The following is a 16,392-nucleotide window of genomic DNA, read 5'->3' as shown; positions in this document are numbered from 1 at the left end:
TCAGATGTTCGCGGCGAGATCGTTCAATTCGCCGAACAGTACACCGCTGCCCGCAAGCAGGTCTTCGACCGCTTCCGTGGCATCGGGAATGGATTTGTTCGAGGTATCGAGGGTCAGTTCCGCATTCGCGGGGGGCTGATAGTCCTGGGCGATCCCCGTGAAGCTCTGCAGGTTTCCGGCCCGTGCCTTGGCGTAGTGACCCTTGGGATCACGGCTCTCGCAGACCTCGGCCGGTGTCGACACATAGACTTCCCGGAACAGATCGCCGGCGACGCGCCGCGCCTGTGCCCGATCGTCACTGGACGGCGAAACAGCGGCAACGATTGCAATGTGGCCGTTGCGCGCCAGATGTGTCGCGGTCTCGGCGAGGCGGCGAATGTTCTCGGTGCGATCCTGAGGCGAAAAACCGAGATCGCTGTTGAGGCCCGCACGCAAGGTGTCGCCGTCGAGCAGGATAGGCGACCCGCCGCGCGTGAACAACCTGCGCTCCAGCGCGCGTGCCACGGTGGATTTTCCTGAGCCGGGCAAGCCTGTCAGCCAGACAACGGCGCCGCCATGGCCATAGCGCGCAGAACGTTCATCCGGACGCAAGGCGGATTCGACGGGGACAATATCGACCGGGATCGCACGCTGCCCCGCGTCCACGCTCAACACCAAGCCGCCGCCTGCGATACGTCCGTTGACCTCGATCACAAGCCGTCCGGTGCGCGGATTTTCGGTGTAAGCGTCCGCCGCCACCGGCTTGGCGAGCGAGATATCGATTTCGCCGACATGATTTCGCGCGATGGACGAAGCTGAGACGCTTTCGAGCTCGCCGGGGTCAACCGCCTTGTCGATGGTAACGACCGTGGCGCGGGATTCCATCGTGCCGAGACGGACCAGGACGGATGCACCTGCTTTCAGCGGTGCATCGTGCAGCCAGAAAATCCGCGCGCGCAGGCGACGGGTGTCGCGCGGTGCGGCGTTGACGTGGCCGATGATATCGCCACGCTCTAAAAACAATTCGCGGTCAAGCGTGATGCCGATCGAACGTCCAGCGCCCAGCGGGGTTGTCACGGGCGTTGCCGGCCAGCCTTCGATGGATTTCACCTTGGCGATCTTGCCGGCCGGCATAATGACGATTTCGTCCCCGGTAGCGAGATTGCCGGATTCGATGCGCCCCGCGACAATGCGGCGGTCGTCAAACTTGTAGATCGCCTGCACCGGAAGCCGCAGCGCCAATTCGTCGAGCGGACGCGCAGGCGTCAGCGCATCGAGCGCCTCGACCACGGTCGGTCCTTCGTACCAATTGATGTTGGGTGTGCGCTCGGCAACGCCGTCGCCGTCGCGCGCGGAAATGGGGATGACGGCCGTTGGTGTCACACCAAGGCCAGTCAAGTGCAACGTAATCTCGTCGTTGATCTCCTTGAAGCGCGATGCGCTGAAATCAACGCGATCCATCTTGTTGACGACGACGGCGACCTGTTTGACGCCGAGGAGATGCAGCAGATAACCATGGCGGCGGGTCTGGTCGCGGACGCCTTCGAGGGCGTCGATGATGAGCACCGCGCCATCGGCCTGCGAGGCGCCGGTGATCATGTTGCGCAGGAATTCTGCGTGGCCCGGCGCGTCGATCAAAACGACGTCGCGGGATTTGGTGCGGAAGCGGATTTGCGTGGTGTCGATGGTGATGCCCTGATCCCGCTCGGTCTGCAGCGCATCCAGCAGGAACGACCATTCGAACGGCATGCCGCGCCGCGCGCTGACGGCTTGGAGCATTTCAAGCTTTCCGTCGGGCAGACTGCCGGTTTCGTGCAGCAAGCGCCCGACCAGCGTGGACTTGCCGTGGTCGACGTGGCCGACAATGACGATGCGAACCTGCGGACGCGTGGTGCCATTGGGCGTGGTCAATGCGACTTTGGGGACGGCGATATTCATGGGGGCACTCATCCTGCGTCAGAGATAGCCGGCAACACGAAGGCGTTCGAAGGCGTCTTCCGTCTCATGGTCGAGGGCGCGGCCGGCACGCTCAGGCACTTTGGTCGCGTTTAATTCAATCAGGATTTCTTCGATGTTCGATGCGTTCGATTCGACAGGATTTGTGATGTCCTGATCGCCGAGCGAACGATAACGCTTGCCGTTCTTTGACAGATAAAGCGGGATGATCGGGATATTTTCGCGCTGCGTGTAGGCCCAGATGTCGGCCTCGGTCCAGTGCAGGATCGGATGGATCCGCAGATGCGCGCCTTGCGGTGGGGATGCGTTGAAGTGATCCCAGAATTCAGGAGGCTGGTCGCGCACGTCCCAGTTTCCTTCGAGGCCGCGCGGCGAAAACACGCGCTCCTTGGCGCGGGTTGCCTCCTCGTCGCGGCGGATGCCGGCGATCAACCCATCGAAGCCATATTTGGCAAGGGCGAGCTTGAGCCCTTCCGTCTTACGCGCAGCTGAGCGCGCAGCCGGCGGCAGAGTCGGATCGATGTCCTCGATCGGCGGGCAGTAATCGACGCGCAGATCGAGACCCCATTCCTTCGAATAGTGATCGCGAAAAGCATACATCTCCGGAAATTTCTTGCCGGTATCAACGTGCAATGCGGGGAATGGCACCTTGCCGAAGAACGCTTTGCGCGCGAGCCAGATCATCACGTTGGAATCTTTGCCGAGCGACCACAGCAAAGCGAGCTTCTTCAATCGCGCGAAGCCTTCCCGAAAAATGTAGATGCTCTGGGCTTCGAGCTCGTCGAGATGATCCATTGAAGGCTGGATGGATGGCGCCATGGGTTCACTCCGTGCCTGGCGCATCGTGCGCCTGCAGACCGTAAGTTAGAGAGGTGGGAAGGGGTCACCCGAACGGGCGCCGACTGAAGGTGCTCGAATTTTGTGCTGAGTAGCCTGCCGATGCCGTCGCGGCTTCCAGTAGCGCCACTATCTGCGTCAGCCGCGAGCACCGCCGCCTGCCGGTCGTCGGGGGTGAAGTGAAGCCGCTGGCCATGCCGAATTGGCGCGAGAACAAGCATCTCTTTTGCGTCGGGTTCGTGGTACGAATTTCCAAAGTTGCGGCGCAGCAGAGAAGAAATAATTTTCTCTTTACGTGACGCAATCGATACATATATAGAAAATAATTTCAGTCAACCCCGCAAATGGGGAAGTGGGTTTCGCATGCGGTTTCTGCCGGTATTTCTCGATCTGCACGTCGGACCGATCATTTTGGTCGGACAGGGCGAGGCTGCACAGGCCAAGTTGCGCCTGCTGTTGTCTGCTGGCGCGCATGTCCGGTGGTATGCGACGGATGGCCGGTACGACGTGACGGGATTAGACGCGAACACCTCGGCGCGTGTTGAGCGCGCCGAAGGTGATCCGCTCACCGCCGATCTTTCAAACGTGATTGCTGTTTTGTGTGCAGGTGCCGGTGACATCGGTCAGGTGATGGCTGCGCGTGCTCGCGCGGTCGGCATTCCGGTCAATGTCATGGACGAAGCTGCACATTCCACTTTCATCTTTCCGGCGATTGTCGATCGTGGTGATGTTGTTGTCGCTGTGGGCACAGGCGGGACGTCTCCCGTTGTTGCGCGGCGCGTGCGCGAGCGCATCGAGGCCGTATTGCCTGCGCGGATCGGTGATCTCGCGGGTTTCATTGGCCGCTGGCGCGACACCATCAAACAGCGACTGCCGGATATCTCATTGCGCCGCAAATTCTGGGAGCGCGTGATCGATGGCGCCATCGGCGCCGACGTGCTCGCGGGGCGTGTCGACAGTGCCGAGCGTGCCCTGAAAAATCTGCCGAACCACGCCGCTTTTGCCGAGGCCGACGGCCAAGGTTTTGTGACCTTGGTCGGCGCGGGACCGGGTGATCCGGATCTCTTGACGGTCAAGGGGCTGCGTGCCCTGCAGGATGCCGATGTTGTTTTCTACGACGATCTCGTTTCGCCCGAGGTGCTCGACCGCGCCCGCCGCGATGCGACCCGTGTGTCTGTCGGCCGGCGGATCGGCAAGCCTGGCATCGGGCAGGACGCGGTCAATCGTCTGCTGATCGAAGCCGCACGCGCCGGACAACGCGTGGTGCGTTTGAAGGGCGGCGATCCATTTGTCTTTGGGCGCGGCGGGGAAGAGATCGCGGCGCTGCGTGAAGCAAATGTCGCTTACGCCGTGATTCCGGGCATTACGGCGGGTCTTGGTGCCGCAGCTGAATGGGAAGTGCCGCTCACGTTTCGCAAGAAAGCGCTGCGCATCACCTTCCTCACGGCCCACAAAGCGGAAGACGCAGGCAATGTCGATTGGTCGGCGCTGACCGATACAAAAATGACGGTCGTTGTCTACATGGGCATCACCGCGGCTGCGACCATCCGCGAAGGATTGCTCGCTGCCGGCCGCTCTCCGCAGACGCCGGTCGGAGTGTTCGCGCGGGTCACGCGGCCCGATGCCAAGTCGGTCGTCGGCGTTCTCAACGATCTCCCCGACCTCGCCAAGCAGGTCGAGACTGGTCCTGCGATCTTGATCATTGGCGACGTCGTCGCCCACTCCGCCCCGTGGCGGAATGCCAACCCAGAGAAAATCCTCTCGCAACTTTTGATGGCTGCCGAATGACCTCCCCACTGCAACAGAAAATCAGAATCAGCGGACCTTCCGTCGTCACCGCCAATCGCACCCGCGATGGTGTTGTCATCTATCGGACCGCCTCGCAAGGATGGTCGGTCGAATTGTCCGACGCCGCTATCGTGCGGACAGCGGATGATGCGCGCAAGTTGCTCGCCGAATCCGCCGCCGATGATCTCGGCGCGATCGGCGCTTACATCGCGCCTGTCGAAATCTCCAACCAGGGCACCGTTGCACCGGGGAATCTGCGTGAACGCATTCGCCAGCAGGGCGTTACCTTCCCGCTGCGGCTCTCTGCTTAAGGCCAACCGACATGTACGCATACGATGAACTCGATCGCACGATCGTCAACGAACGCGTCTCTGAATTCCGCGATCAGGTCGCCCGCCGGCTGTCCGGCGAGTTGACGGAAGATGAGTTCAAGTCGCTGCGCTTGATGAACGGCGTCTATCTGCAACTGCATGCCTACATGCTGCGGATTGCCATCCCGTACGGTACGCTGTCCTCGGCTCAGTTGCGGCGGCTGGCTCATGTCGGGCGCCGCTATGATCGTGGCTACGGCCATTTCACCACGCGGCAGAACATCCAGTTTCACTGGATCAAACTCGCGGAATTGCCCGACGCGCTGGCGGATCTCGCGGAGGTCGGCATTCATGCCATGCAGACCAGTGGTAACTGCATCCGCAACATCACGGCCGATCAATGGGCAGGCGTTGCACCAGGGGAGGTCGACGATCCTCGGATCTGGGCTGAAATCCTGCGGCAATACGCGACCCTGCACCCGGAATTCTCGTTCCTGCCGCGCAAGTTCAAGTTCGCCATCACGGCGTCGAAGCATGATCGTGCGGCGATCAAGGTGCACGACATCGGGCTGCGCATCCACAGGAATGCAGAAGGCGAAGTCGGGTTCGAGGTGCTGGTCGGTGGTGGCCTGGGACGCACACCATTCCTCGCCAAGACCATCAACAGCTTCGTCAGCCATCGCGATATTTTGAGTTATTGCGAGGCAATTCTGCGCGTCTACAACCAATACGGCCGTCGCGACAATATCTACAAGGCGCGCATCAAGATCCTCGTCCACGAGCTTGGCATCGAAAAATTCAAGCAGGAAGTGGAAGAAGAGTGGGCGCAGATGCGCGACGGCGCACTGACACTGGAAGGCAGCGAGATCGAGGACATCCGTTCGCGCTTTACCTATCCGAACTACGAAACGCTGTCCGATACGCCGGACGAGCTCACGAAGGCTGTTGCAGCCGATCGTCACTTTGAGGCCTGGTACAAGAATTCCGTCGCGCCCCACAAGGTGCCGGGCTATGCCATCGTCACGCTGTCGCTCAAACCCGAAGGTGGGACGCCCGGTGATGCGACGGCAGACCAAATGGATGCCATTGCCGATCTCGCGGAGAAGTATTCGTTCGGCGAAATCCGGGTCGGGCACGAGCAAAATCTTGCTCTGCCTCATGTCGCCAAACGCGATCTACCGGCGTTGTGGCGCGCGCTCGACAAAGTCGGCGTGGCAACGCCGAACGTCAACCTGGTGTCGGATATCATTTGCTGCCCCGGGCTCGACTATTGCTCGCTGTCCAATGCGCGGTCGATCCCGATCGCGCAGGAATTGACGCGGCGCTTCGCCAATCCCGATACGGCGAATTTGATCGGCCGACTGCATGTCAACATCTCCGGTTGCATCAACGCGTGCGGTCATCATCACGTCGGCCACATCGGCATTCTCGGCGTCGAAAAGAACGGCGAGGAGTTCTATCAAATCACTATAGGCGGCCGCGCTGATGAGCATGCGGAGCTCGGGACGCTGGTTGGTCCCGCTGTGCCTCACGAGCAGGTGGCTGACGTGGTTGAGGACATTGTGGAGGCCTATCTTGCCTTGCGTCAGCGGCCCGATGAGTTGTTCGTCGATGTTGTGAAGCGTCTCGGCGTCGAGCCGTTCAAGGAGCGCGTTTATGCCACTCGTTAAAGGTAACGTCATCGTCGCCGATGAATTCGCGCATCTGGCCGACGATGCGGAAATCCCCGCTGACGGAGCAATCCTGGTTTCGGCCGAGCGTTTTCTGGCTGGTCCCGACGCCGTTTTGGCGCGGCAGGGAAAAACCGGTGTGATCTGGCCGAACAACCGCGACGTCGAGGATCTGCTGCCCTATCTCAGCCGGCTTGCTGTGGTCGCATTGGTGTTCCCGGTGTTCCGGGACGGTCGCGCCTATACGCAGGCGCGGCTGCTGCGCGAGCGCTATAAGTTTCGTGGCGAACTCCGCGCGACAGGTCAGGTGCTGCGCGACCAATTCGTGTTCATGCTGCGTGCCGGGTTCGATGCGTTCGAGGTCAAGAAGCAAAGCGATGCTGAAGCCTTCGCGACGGTGGCGAAGCGGTATTCGGTGTTTTATCAGCCGACCGGCGATGGCCGGGTCACCGCGTTCCACCGGCGCTTGATGCATTTGTCGGAGAGCGTGGCTTCATGAGTGTGGCCACGGCGTCATTCCTGTCGCCATCTTCAGAGACGTCATCCTCGCATCTTGCCGTAGAGGCAGCGGAGCTGGATCGCGCCTTGAGCGCGATCTCTCCCGCAGAGATCATTGCTGCAGCAATGACGCGAGTAGGCCGGGACAAATTGGCAGTGGTCTCGTCCTTCGGGACTGAATCGGCCGCGCTATTGAAGATTGCTGCCGATGTCGACCCGGCCATTCCGGTGGTCTTTCTCGATACCGGATGGCTGTTCGCGGAAACGTTGGCCTATCGCGACACACTGACGTCCTTGTTGGGCTTGAAGGATGTGCGCACCATCCGTCCGTCGACGGAAATCCTCGCGCGCGAGGATAAGGACCGCGACCTGTGGTTCTCCGATCCTGACCGGTGCTGTTTCATTCGCAAGGTTGAGCCGCTGGCGCGGGCGCTTAAGCCTTTCGATGCCTGGATCAATGGACGTAAACGTTTTCAGGGCGGCGACCGCGCAGCCCTTCCGGTTGTTGAAGCCGATGGCGACCGACTGAAATTCAATCCATTTGCCAATGTGTCCCAGGACGAACTCAAGGCGCTCTACGCAGCCATGAAGCTGCCGCCGCATCCCTTGGTCGCATCCGGTTTCTCGTCCATCGGGTGTATGCCTTGCACGAGCCGCACGCGGCCCGGCGAAGATCCGCGCGCGGGACGGTGGCGGGGACGGGATAAAACCGAATGCGGAATCCATCTTGCTGACACGAATGTCACCAAGGATTCGTAGAATTTCATAGAATCACAGCTTCGTAGAACGATTGTGCAGCGCGCCTGCGAAGAATGAAATCCAGTTTCGTTGACAGAACCATGCGACTTTCAGAGGTTGTGACCTCTTCCGGCGACACTGATGTTGCTGGTTTGAATGGAGATTGAGATGGTTCGCCGTAGTCTTCTCGTCATCGCGGGTGTTCTTTGGGCAGGCTCTGCATTTGCTGCTGACGTGTCGTTGCTGAACGTGTCCTACGATCCGACCCGTGAACTGTATGTCGATTTCAACAAGGCGTTCTCGGCGGCGTACCAGAAGGAAACCGGCAAGAGCATCGAGATCAAGCAATCACACGGCGGCTCCGGTTCGCAGGCGCGCTCGGTGATCGACGGATTGCAGGCCGATGTCGTCACGCTGGCGCTGGCCTATGACATCGATGCGATCGGCAACAAAGGGCTGTTGGCGAAGGATTGGCAGACCAAGCTTCCGCAGAACTCTTCGCCCTACACATCCACCATCGTCTTTCTTGTCCGCAAGGGTAATCCGAAGGGGATTAAGGATTGGGATGATCTGGTGAAGAAGGGCGTCGACGTCATCACGCCGAATCCGAAAACCTCAGGTGGTGCGCGCTGGAATTATCTCGCGGCGTGGGGATACGCACTGAAGAAGTACGGCTCCGAGGACAAGGCGAAGAAGTTCGTCGGCGACCTCTACAAGAACGTGCCGGTGCTGGATACCGGCGCGCGGGGCTCCACGGTTACCTTTGTCGAGCGCGGTGTCGGCGACGTCCTGCTGGCGTGGGAGAACGAGGCGTTTCTCGCGATCAGGGAATTCGGCAAGGACAAGTTCGAGATCGTGGCGCCCCCACTATCGATTTTGGCCGAGCCGCCGATTGCGGTCGTCGATTCTGTCGCGGCCAAGAAGGGAACCCGGGCTGCCGCCGAAGCTTATCTGAAATATTGGTACACCAAGGAGGGCCAGGAGATCGCGGCGCGTAATTCATACCGTCCGCGCGATCCGGAAATTGCCAAGAAATACGAGGCCTCGTTTGCCAAGGTCGAGCTCTTTACCATCGACGACGTGTTCGGCGGCTGGACCAAGGCGCAAAAAGATCACTTTGCTGAAGGCGGCATTTTCGATCAGATTTACAAGAACTGATCTGATCGATTTGTGAAGGGGGCATCGTGAGCGGAGGAGCGGGACAGCGACGGACCTTGCCAGGATTTGGCCTCACCATGGGGCTGACGCTGACCTGGCTTTCGATCATTGTCCTGATTCCGCTCGCAGGTCTTTTTCTGAAGACCACGGAACTCAGCCTCGATCAATTTTGGGACATTCTGACCGCACGGCGGACCTTGAATGCGCTGAAGATTTCCTTTGGACTCGCCTTTGCCGCCGCTATCGTCAATCTCGTGATGGGGATGGTGATCGTCTGGGTGCTGGTGCGTTATCGCTTTCCCGGCCGTCGCCTGTTTGATGCCATTGTTGACGTTCCCTTCGCTTTGCCGACCGCAGTCGCGGGTGTCGCACTGACGGCGTTGTTTGCACAGAAGGGATTGCTCGGCGCGCCGCTTGCCCAGATGGGCATCAAGGTGGCCTTTACGCCGATCGGCATTTTCATCGCGATGATCTTCATCGGCTTTCCGTTTGTGGTACGGACCGTGCAACCGGTTCTGATCGATCTTGAGATTGAGGTCGAGGAGGCCGCCGCAAGCCTCGGCGCGGGCCGCTGGGATATCATCCGCCGCGTTATTCTTCCGACCCTGACGCCGGCGATCCTGACAGGGTTTGCGCTCGCATTTGCGCGGGCCGTAGGCGAGTACGGTTCGGTCATTTTCATCGCGGGAAATCTGCCCAACGTTTCGGAAATTGCACCGCTCCTGATCGTGATCCGGTTGTCGGAATTCCGCTACGCTGATGCGACTGCCATTGCGGTCATCATGTTGGTTGTGGCTTTTCTGATCATCTTTGCCATCAACCGCATTCAGCGCTGGGCGCAGACGCGCGGCGCGGCAATCGCGCACTGAGTCGCATGGTCATGGTCATCAACCGTCCCCGCACCTCGTCGGCGCATGACACGCGGACCGAACCTGCGCTGGTCCGGTGGACCTTGATCGGCATTGCGATCACGTTTCTGACGATCTTCGTGGTTTTGCCACTGGTGGTCGTGTTTACAGAAGCCTTCGCCAAAGGCGCTGCCGCCTATTTTGCGGCATTGTCGGATCCGGAAGCGCAATCGGCGATCAAGTTGACGCTGCTGGTGGCGGCGATTTCAGTCAGTATCAATCTCGTATTCGGAATTATCGCCGCCTGGGCGATCGCTAAATTTGAATTTCCAGGCAAGGTGATTCTGATCACGCTGATCGATCTTCCGTTCTCCGTCAGCCCGGTGATTGCCGGTCTCGTCTTTGTCTTGTTGTTCGGAGCGCAGGGCTATTTCGGCGCGTGGCTGCAGGCTCACGACATTCACATTCTTTTCGCGGTGCCGGGTATCGCGCTCGCGACGACGTTCGTCACGTTTCCGTTCGTGGCGCGTGAGTTGATCCCGCTGATGCAGGAGCAGGAAACGCAGGAGGAAGAGGCCGCCATCTCGCTCGGCGCCTCAGGCCTGCTCACATTTTTGCGCATCACCATTCCCAACATCAAATGGGGCGTCCTGTATGGCGTGCTGCTTTGTAATGCGCGTGCCATGGGCGAGTTCGGCGCCGTCTCTGTGGTATCTGGTCACATCCGCGGCGAGACGAATACGATGCCGCTGCTGGTTGAAATTCTGTACAATGAATATCAGTTCGTAGCTTCGTTTGCGATCGCGTCGCTGCTCGCATTCCTTGCGCTCGTGACGTTGATCGTGAAAACGATCCTCGAAAGCCATCTCGAAGAGGGGCGACCCGTCAGTGACGATTGAAGTTCGTAATATCGTAAAGAAGTTCGGCAGCTTCACAGCGCTGGACGATGTCGACCTCAAGGTCGCGACCGGTGAACTCGTTGCGCTGCTCGGCCCATCCGGATCGGGGAAGACGTCGTTGCTGCGGATTATCGCCGGCCTCGATTGGCCCGATGACGGATCCGTCAGCTTCGATGGCGAGAACGCACTGGAACGTGGTGCCGGCGAACGCCATGTCGGATTCGTATTTCAGCACTATGCGCTTTTTCGCCATATGAGCGTTTTTGAGAACGTCGCGTTCGGCCTGCGGGTCCAGCCGCGCGCGATCCGGAAAAGCGAGACGGAAATCCGCAAGCGCGTGAAAGAATTGCTCGACCTCGTCCAGCTCGACTGGCTGGCCGATCGTTACCCGAGCCAGTTGTCTGGCGGTCAACGGCAGCGTATTGCACTGGCACGTGCGCTGGCGATCGAACCGCGCATCCTGTTGCTTGATGAACCGTTCGGTGCGCTCGACGCAAAGGTGCGCAAGGAATTGCGTCGATGGCTGCGCCAGCTGCACGACGAAATCCATGTGACATCGATCTTCGTGACCCACGATCAGGAAGAGGCCCTTGAGGTCGCCAACCGCGTGGTGGTGATGGACAAGGGAAAGATCGAGCAGATCGGCACGCCGGGAGAGGTGTATGACAACCCGGCCACCGCCTTCGTTCACAGCTTCATCGGCGAGTCCATCGTACTGCCGGTTGAGGTCAGTGACGGCCGCGTTCGCCTCGGCGACAAGGTCCTGAACCTTGAGCCGCGAGATGCGATCTCGGGGCCGTCGAGCCTGTTTATCCGCCGTCACGATGTGGCCATCGGCCCGGCGGGAAGCGGAATGATCGAGGGCGACGTCAAGCGCGTTCGCGCGTTTGGACCGACCCAGCGGGCCGATATCGTATTGCGCGCCGGGGATGGCGAAACCCTTGTCGAGGTGGACGCGCCGCGCGACCGCGATTTGAAGCCGGGCGACGTCGTCAGCCTGCAGCCCCGGCGTTATCGGCTGTTCGCGGCCCAGGGTTAACCCACCTGCGTTCGTGTGGGTTGTTCCATTCATCCCGTTCACCTTTCAGCCACTGTTGGTGTGCAACAAGTGCCCTTTGACGGGTTTGGGGGCGTGAATGAAGCGTGCGGCGGGGGCCTTTCTGGCGCTGATGGTGATGACTGGTTGTACGGCCGATCGTGAGCCGTCGACCGAGCAGCCGGCATTCTACGTGAGCATGGCAAATCCGAACGCCAAGCTCGATGGCCCGGTGGCCGCGTCCATGATTTCCGGTTACCGGCAGAACAATGGCCTTGGCGCCGTACAGATCGATCCATTACTGATGAAGGCGGCTGAGGCGCAATCGAACGCCATGGCGAGCCGCAACAAGCTCGATCACAATGTTGCCGGGACACTCGATAAACGCATCAAGGCGTCGGGATTCGATGCAACCAAGGCCGTGGAGAACGTTTCCGCCGGCTATCACACCCTTGCCGAGGCGTTTTCCGGATGGCGGGATTCACCGCCGCATAAAGCAAATATGTTGGCGTCGGGTGTCACAAAAATGGGCATCGCGGCGACCTATGCGCCGAACACCAAATACAAAGTTTTCTGGACGCTCATTCTGGCGGCACCCGACGGTCAATAACATCCGTGTGACATTCCTTAACGTTTCACACATTGACGCCGTGACGAACTGACGCCACGGTGCGGGAACATTCCCGCCGTCTGTTCCAGTGATCCCTGATGAACTCTCCGATCGACATTCACGAGCCGAAGGCCACAAGGCCGATGGAAGCGAAGCGCGTTCTTGTGCTTCAGGGGGGAGGGGCACTTGGCTCCTATCAGGCAGGCGCTTATCAGGCCTTGTGCCATCATGATTTTGAGCCCTCCTGGATCGCCGGCATTTCGATCGGCGCCATCAACTCGGCAATCATCGCCGGGAATCCGCGCGAGAAGCGCATCGCACGGCTGAAAGAATTCTGGGATATGGCCTCGGCGCCGGTGTTCTGGAGTCCGTTTATGCAAGGGGACAAGGCGCGATCGATTTTCAATGAGACCAGTGCGGCGCTGGTCGCGACCTTTGGGGTGCCGGGATTTTTCAGGCCGCGTTTTCCTGCCGCGCCGTTATGGCCGGCCGGCACTCCGCAGTCGCTGAGCTACTACGATACGTCTCCATTGCGCGCCACGCTTGAGCGGCTGGTGGATTTCGATCGCATCAACACAAACGGCATCCGTCTCAGCGTCGGCGCGGTCAATGTCGCGACCGGAAATTTCGAGTATTTCGACAATACCGAACGCGAAATCAGACCGGAACACATCATGGCGTCGGCCGCACTGCCGCCGGGATTTCCGCCGATCGAAATTGACGGTGCCTATTATTGGGACGGCGGCATCGTCTCAAACACGCCGCTGGACTACGTGCTGGAAAAAGAAACGCGCGAAGATCTCTTGATCTTTCAGGTCGATCTGTTCAGCGCGCGCGGGCCGTTGCCCAAAACTGTTTCTGAAGCTGAAGAGCGCGAAAAAGATATTCGCTTCTCCAGCCGTACCCGCATGAACACGGATAAGAACAGAAGGATTCATAACGCCAAGCTGGCGGTGCGAGCGCTGATCGCGAAATTACCGGATGATCTCAAGAACGACCCGTTGGTCGGTATTCTCAATGAGGCGGCGAAGGAAAATACCGTCACTGTCGTCCACTTGATCTACCGCAGCAAGATCCACGAAGCGTCATCGAAGGACTACGATTTCTCTCGCGTCGCGATGGTCGAGCATTGGGAAGCCGGCGAACGCGACGTCTATCAATCCATGAGCCATCCCGAGTGGCTGGCGCGGCCGCAATCCGACGAGACCATGGTGACTTACGATCTCTGCGGCGACGAACCAATCGAACGAAAGTAAACAGGAGCAAATGATGGGTACTCTTTCCGGCAAGACGGCTGTCGTGACGGGCTCGACCAGTGGCATCGGTTTGGCCTATGCGCGTGCCTTTGCCAGCGCCGGCGCAAACGTGGTGATCAACGGCTTCGGTGCTCCCGCCGACATCGAAAAAGAGCGCGCCGCGATCGAGAATGATTTCAAGGTCAAGGCGGCCTATTCGCCGGCAGACATGACCAAGCCCGCTGAGATCGCCGAGATGATCGCGCTCGGTGAGAAGACATTCGGTTCGGTCGATGTGCTCGTCAACAATGCCGGCATCCAGTTTGTGTCGCCGGTCGAGGAATTCCCGATCGAGAAATGGGACGCGATCATCGCGATCAACCTGTCGTCCGCGTTTCATGCCATTCGTGCCGCGGTGCCGGGCATGAAGAAGCGCGGCTGGGGGCGCATCATCAACACCGCCTCGGCACATTCGCTGGTCGCCTCGCCGTTCAAGTCCGCTTATGTCTCGGCAAAGCATGGCCTCGCCGGTCTGACCAAGACCATCGCGCTGGAAGTCGCGACCTTCAAGATCACCTGCAACTGCATCAGCCCGGGCTATGTCTGGACGCCGCTGGTCGAGAAACAGATCCCGGATACGATGAAGGCGCGTAACATGACCAAGGAACAGGTCATTCGCGATGTCTTGCTCGACGCACAGCCGACCAAGGAATTCGTGACTTCGGAGCAGGTGGCGGCGCTTGCACTGTTCCTCTGCGGCGACGATGCAGCGCAGATCACCGGTGCAAACCTGTCGATCGACGGCGGCTGGACGGCTGAGTAATCAGCCTTTCTTGCCGAAGGCGAAAACGTGAAAGCCGAGACGGCGCTTAGTGATCCAGAACAGCAGCACCGTCTCGAAGATAAGCGCTGTCGATGTTGCGGCGGCGGCGCCATAGCCGCCGTAACGGGGAACAAGCACGACGCACAGCGCCAGGTTCATCAGGAAGGCAAGGGCATAGGCGAGAGCGCACATGTTCTGGTTGCCTGACATGTTGAGCAGGCGCTCGACCGGCCCGATCGCGGAGCGCGCAATCAGCCCGATGGCCGCGACGAACATGATGCCGTAACCGCCCGTGAACTGCGGACCGAACAGCCACAGCAGCGGCTTACCCACGGCGAGCAGTGCAGCGGTTGCTGCGACGGATGGCCAGAAGGTCCATTTGATCGCGTGCGCGATATATTCGGAGAGGCGTTCCGTGTCGCCGGTGGCATGATATTCGCTAAAGCGATGCGCAGTGGTCGCGGACATCGCGTAGTGAATGAAGGAGACCAGCGCGAGGGTTTTCACGACCGCGAAGTAGACGCCGACTTCCTCGGAGGAGCGAAACTGCTGCAGCACGAGCACATCGGTGTAGGAGAGCAGCAGGTAAAAGCCTTCCACCATCATGATCGGCAGCGAGACCTTTAGCCAGTTGCGGACATCGTAGGCTTTGGGTCCCGGCGTCACGGCGTTGCGCAGGCTGCGGTTGAGCACCAGCATTTGCCCGATCATCGCAATCCATACCGCGGCTGTGCTCGCGATCATTGCCGCGGTCGCCCCCAGCTGCAGGCCAAGCACGACGGCGCCGGCTGTGAAGCCGATGATCAGTCCCTGCCGCACGATGAATTGCGGCATCAGGCCAAGCCGCATCCAGTCATAGGAGCGCGCGACACCGTCCTGAGTATTGGCGACGACGAAGGCCGGCAGGGTCAGGCAGCCGATGTAGAGCGGAATAATTGTGTCGGCGTCGATCCATGGCGACAGGATCGTGACAAGGCCGGCGAGCAGCAGCGCGACCGCTGTCGACGCTCCGAACACCATCCAGCGGCTGCCCGACAGAAAGCCGCGCAGCAAGGCGAGCTGACCGCCCGTGCGATATTCGGGAATGAGTTTCTGCGCTGACACGGCAATGCCGAAGTCGAGCACGCTGCCGAGCAGCAACACCCAGGTCCAGACATAGACGTATACGCCATAGTCCGAGCCGCCCATCCAGCGCGCCAGCAGCACTTGCGAAAAATAGGCAAGACCAGCGCTCAGCACGCGGATCAGAAAGACGGTGCCTGCGAGGCGCTTGGTGACGGCGGCTTCGCTGGTGCCGACAAGCACTTCACGCAGCCGCGCGATCAGACCAGCGGGCTTCGCTTCGGGCGCGCTTTCGGCTTGCATGACGGACACGGTGTTGATTCCAGCTCGCCGCAGATGGCGGCATGCTGTGAATTAGCAAGGATTCGTTAATATTTGGTTGGGTTAACCGGCGAAGCCGCCGCTCTCAAGGAACGCGGCTTCCTCAGATTTCATCTCGCGACCGAGGATCGGATTACGATGAGGAAAGCGGCCGAATGTGCGAATAATGTCGGCATGCACCTCTGCATATTTGAGGTTTTCCGCGTCGCCCGATTGACTGAGTAATTCGACGCAGCGCTCTTGGTCGGCGAGATTTTCCGAATGCATGAAGGGCAGGTACACGAAGACGCGCAAGTCGGCTTCGATGCGATTGTCGCGTCCCTCGGCGATCGCGCGCGACGCGACCTCTAGAGCGATGGCATCCGTCGAAAACGCGCGCGGGTCATTGCGGAAGATGTTGCGCGGAAACTGATCGAGCGCGATGACGAGAGCAAGCGCGCCATTGTCGCTGGCCTGCCATGCGGACAACTGCCCGCCTCGCGCGGCGTTCCACACATGTGTGAAACGGTCGCGAACTTCTGCGTCAAACGCAATGTCCTTGGTCCACCACCGGTCAGGGCCGGCGGCACGCCAGAAATTCAAAACGTCTTCAGGTGAAACGTCCTGTTTGCTCATGCGTGTGT

The 16,392-nt window shown here is 59.9% G+C and carries 16 protein-coding genes; 12 read left to right on the top strand and 4 right to left on the bottom strand.

The window, feature by feature from the left end; translation table 11 throughout:
- Positions 1–1,917 carry an adenylyl-sulfate kinase gene (cysC, locus tag ACP0KA_RS07490; RefSeq protein WP_424628199.1) on the bottom strand — a complete coding sequence of 639 codons (1,917 nt, stop codon included), beginning with the start codon at positions 1,915–1,917 and terminating at the stop codon, positions 1–3.
- Between the two features lie 18 nt (positions 1,918–1,935).
- Entirely contained in the window at positions 1,936–2,754 is an 819-nt protein-coding gene (gene cysD / locus ACP0KA_RS07485) for a sulfate adenylyltransferase subunit CysD (protein WP_424628198.1), read from the bottom strand.
- Between the two features lie 381 nt (positions 2,755–3,135).
- Between cysD and cysG the strand changes: the two genes are divergently transcribed.
- From cysG to ACP0KA_RS07425, 12 genes are all read left to right on the top strand, one after another.
- Entirely contained in the window at positions 3,136–4,560 is a 1,425-nt protein-coding gene (gene cysG, locus ACP0KA_RS07480) for a siroheme synthase CysG (RefSeq protein WP_424628197.1), read from the top strand.
- Entirely contained in the window at positions 4,557–4,871 is a 315-nt protein-coding gene (locus ACP0KA_RS07475) for a DUF2849 domain-containing protein (RefSeq protein ID WP_424628196.1), read from the top strand. Before cysG ends, ACP0KA_RS07475 begins: the two co-directional genes overlap by 4 nt.
- 11 nt (positions 4,872–4,882) lie before the next feature.
- A complete protein-coding gene (locus tag ACP0KA_RS07470) occupies positions 4,883–6,541 on the top strand; it encodes a nitrite/sulfite reductase (RefSeq protein WP_424628195.1) in 1,659 nt (552 codons plus the stop codon).
- Positions 6,528–7,040 (top strand): DUF934 domain-containing protein, encoded by a 513-nt coding sequence (locus tag ACP0KA_RS07465; protein WP_424628194.1) that lies wholly within the window; start codon positions 6,528–6,530, stop codon positions 7,038–7,040. The genes ACP0KA_RS07470 and ACP0KA_RS07465 overlap by 14 nt, the downstream gene beginning before the upstream one ends.
- Positions 7,037–7,798 (top strand): phosphoadenylyl-sulfate reductase, encoded by a 762-nt coding sequence (locus ACP0KA_RS07460; protein WP_424628193.1) that lies wholly within the window; start codon positions 7,037–7,039, stop codon positions 7,796–7,798. Before ACP0KA_RS07465 ends, ACP0KA_RS07460 begins: the two co-directional genes overlap by 4 nt.
- A gap of 147 nt (positions 7,799–7,945) precedes the next feature.
- Positions 7,946–8,935: a sulfate ABC transporter substrate-binding protein gene (locus ACP0KA_RS07455; protein ID WP_424628192.1), complete on the top strand. Its 990-nt coding sequence runs from the start codon at positions 7,946–7,948 to the stop codon at positions 8,933–8,935.
- Positions 8,936–8,961: 26 nt separating this feature from the next.
- Complete coding sequence (gene cysT, locus ACP0KA_RS07450; protein WP_424628191.1) at positions 8,962–9,804, top strand: sulfate ABC transporter permease subunit CysT; 843 nt, start codon at positions 8,962–8,964, stop codon at positions 9,802–9,804.
- 11 nt (positions 9,805–9,815) lie between these two features.
- Positions 9,816–10,682, top strand: a complete 867-nt coding sequence (gene cysW / locus ACP0KA_RS07445; protein ID WP_424628190.1) for a sulfate ABC transporter permease subunit CysW — start codon at positions 9,816–9,818, stop codon at positions 10,680–10,682.
- Positions 10,672–11,721 carry a sulfate/molybdate ABC transporter ATP-binding protein gene (locus ACP0KA_RS07440; RefSeq protein WP_424628189.1) on the top strand — a complete coding sequence of 350 codons (1,050 nt, stop codon included), beginning with the start codon at positions 10,672–10,674 and terminating at the stop codon, positions 11,719–11,721. Before cysW ends, ACP0KA_RS07440 begins: the two co-directional genes overlap by 11 nt.
- A gap of 97 nt (positions 11,722–11,818) precedes the next feature.
- The gene (locus ACP0KA_RS07435; protein ID WP_424628188.1) at positions 11,819–12,328 is read left to right on the top strand and encodes a CAP domain-containing protein; all 510 of its coding nucleotides are present in this window, start codon (positions 11,819–11,821) and stop codon (positions 12,326–12,328) included.
- A 98-nt stretch (positions 12,329–12,426) separates the two neighbouring features.
- Positions 12,427–13,584, top strand: a complete 1,158-nt coding sequence (locus tag ACP0KA_RS07430) for a DUF3734 domain-containing protein (RefSeq protein WP_424628187.1) — start codon at positions 12,427–12,429, stop codon at positions 13,582–13,584.
- Positions 13,585–13,597: 13 nt separating this feature from the next.
- The gene (locus ACP0KA_RS07425) at positions 13,598–14,386 is read left to right on the top strand and encodes a 3-hydroxybutyrate dehydrogenase (protein ID WP_424628186.1); all 789 of its coding nucleotides are present in this window, start codon (positions 13,598–13,600) and stop codon (positions 14,384–14,386) included.
- Here ACP0KA_RS07425 and ACP0KA_RS07420 read toward each other — a convergent pair whose 3' ends face one another.
- Together ACP0KA_RS07420 and ACP0KA_RS07415 are read right to left on the bottom strand one after the other, a co-directional pair.
- On the bottom strand, positions 14,387–15,751 hold the full coding sequence (locus ACP0KA_RS07420) for an oligosaccharide flippase family protein (RefSeq protein ID WP_424631506.1): 1,365 nt from the start codon (positions 15,749–15,751) through the stop codon (positions 14,387–14,389).
- Positions 15,752–15,832: 81 nt separating this feature from the next.
- Positions 15,833–16,384: a DUF924 family protein gene (locus ACP0KA_RS07415; RefSeq protein WP_424628185.1), complete on the bottom strand. Its 552-nt coding sequence runs from the start codon at positions 16,382–16,384 to the stop codon at positions 15,833–15,835.
- Between the last annotated feature and the right edge of the window lie 8 nt (positions 16,385–16,392).

Origin of the sequence: Bradyrhizobium sp. SYSU BS000235 (assembly GCF_049747295.1) — a bacterium.
Taxonomy (GTDB): Bacteria; Pseudomonadota; Alphaproteobacteria; order Rhizobiales; family Xanthobacteraceae; genus Afipia.
This window is presented reverse-complemented; position numbering and strand designations above follow the sequence as displayed.

Excerpts from the sequence above, each read along its gene's own strand:
- cysG (WP_424628197.1), top strand. The coding sequence starts at position 3,136 with ATGCGGTTTCTGCCGGTATTTCTCGATCTGCACGTCGGACCGATCATT.
- ACP0KA_RS07475 (WP_424628196.1), top strand. The coding sequence starts at position 4,557 with ATGACCTCCCCACTGCAACAGAAAATCAGAATCAGCGGACCTTCCGTC.
- ACP0KA_RS07465 (WP_424628194.1), top strand. The coding sequence starts at position 6,528 with ATGCCACTCGTTAAAGGTAACGTCATCGTCGCCGATGAATTCGCGCAT.
- ACP0KA_RS07425 (WP_424628186.1), top strand. The coding sequence starts at position 13,598 with ATGGGTACTCTTTCCGGCAAGACGGCTGTCGTGACGGGCTCGACCAGT.
- ACP0KA_RS07415 (WP_424628185.1), bottom strand. The coding sequence starts at position 16,384 with ATGAGCAAACAGGACGTTTCACCTGAAGACGTTTTGAATTTCTGGCGT.
- cysW (WP_424628190.1), top strand. The coding sequence starts at position 9,816 with ATGGTCATCAACCGTCCCCGCACCTCGTCGGCGCATGACACGCGGACC.
- cysC (WP_424628199.1), bottom strand. The coding sequence starts at position 1,917 with ATGAATATCGCCGTCCCCAAAGTCGCATTGACCACGCCCAATGGCACC.
- ACP0KA_RS07435 (WP_424628188.1), top strand. The coding sequence starts at position 11,819 with ATGAAGCGTGCGGCGGGGGCCTTTCTGGCGCTGATGGTGATGACTGGT.
- ACP0KA_RS07430 (WP_424628187.1), top strand. The coding sequence starts at position 12,427 with ATGAACTCTCCGATCGACATTCACGAGCCGAAGGCCACAAGGCCGATG.
- ACP0KA_RS07420 (WP_424631506.1), bottom strand. The coding sequence starts at position 15,751 with ATGCAAGCCGAAAGCGCGCCCGAAGCGAAGCCCGCTGGTCTGATCGCG.
- ACP0KA_RS07460 (WP_424628193.1), top strand. The coding sequence starts at position 7,037 with ATGAGTGTGGCCACGGCGTCATTCCTGTCGCCATCTTCAGAGACGTCA.
- ACP0KA_RS07455 (WP_424628192.1), top strand. The coding sequence starts at position 7,946 with ATGGTTCGCCGTAGTCTTCTCGTCATCGCGGGTGTTCTTTGGGCAGGC.
- ACP0KA_RS07470 (WP_424628195.1), top strand. The coding sequence starts at position 4,883 with ATGTACGCATACGATGAACTCGATCGCACGATCGTCAACGAACGCGTC.
- cysD (WP_424628198.1), bottom strand. The coding sequence starts at position 2,754 with ATGGCGCCATCCATCCAGCCTTCAATGGATCATCTCGACGAGCTCGAA.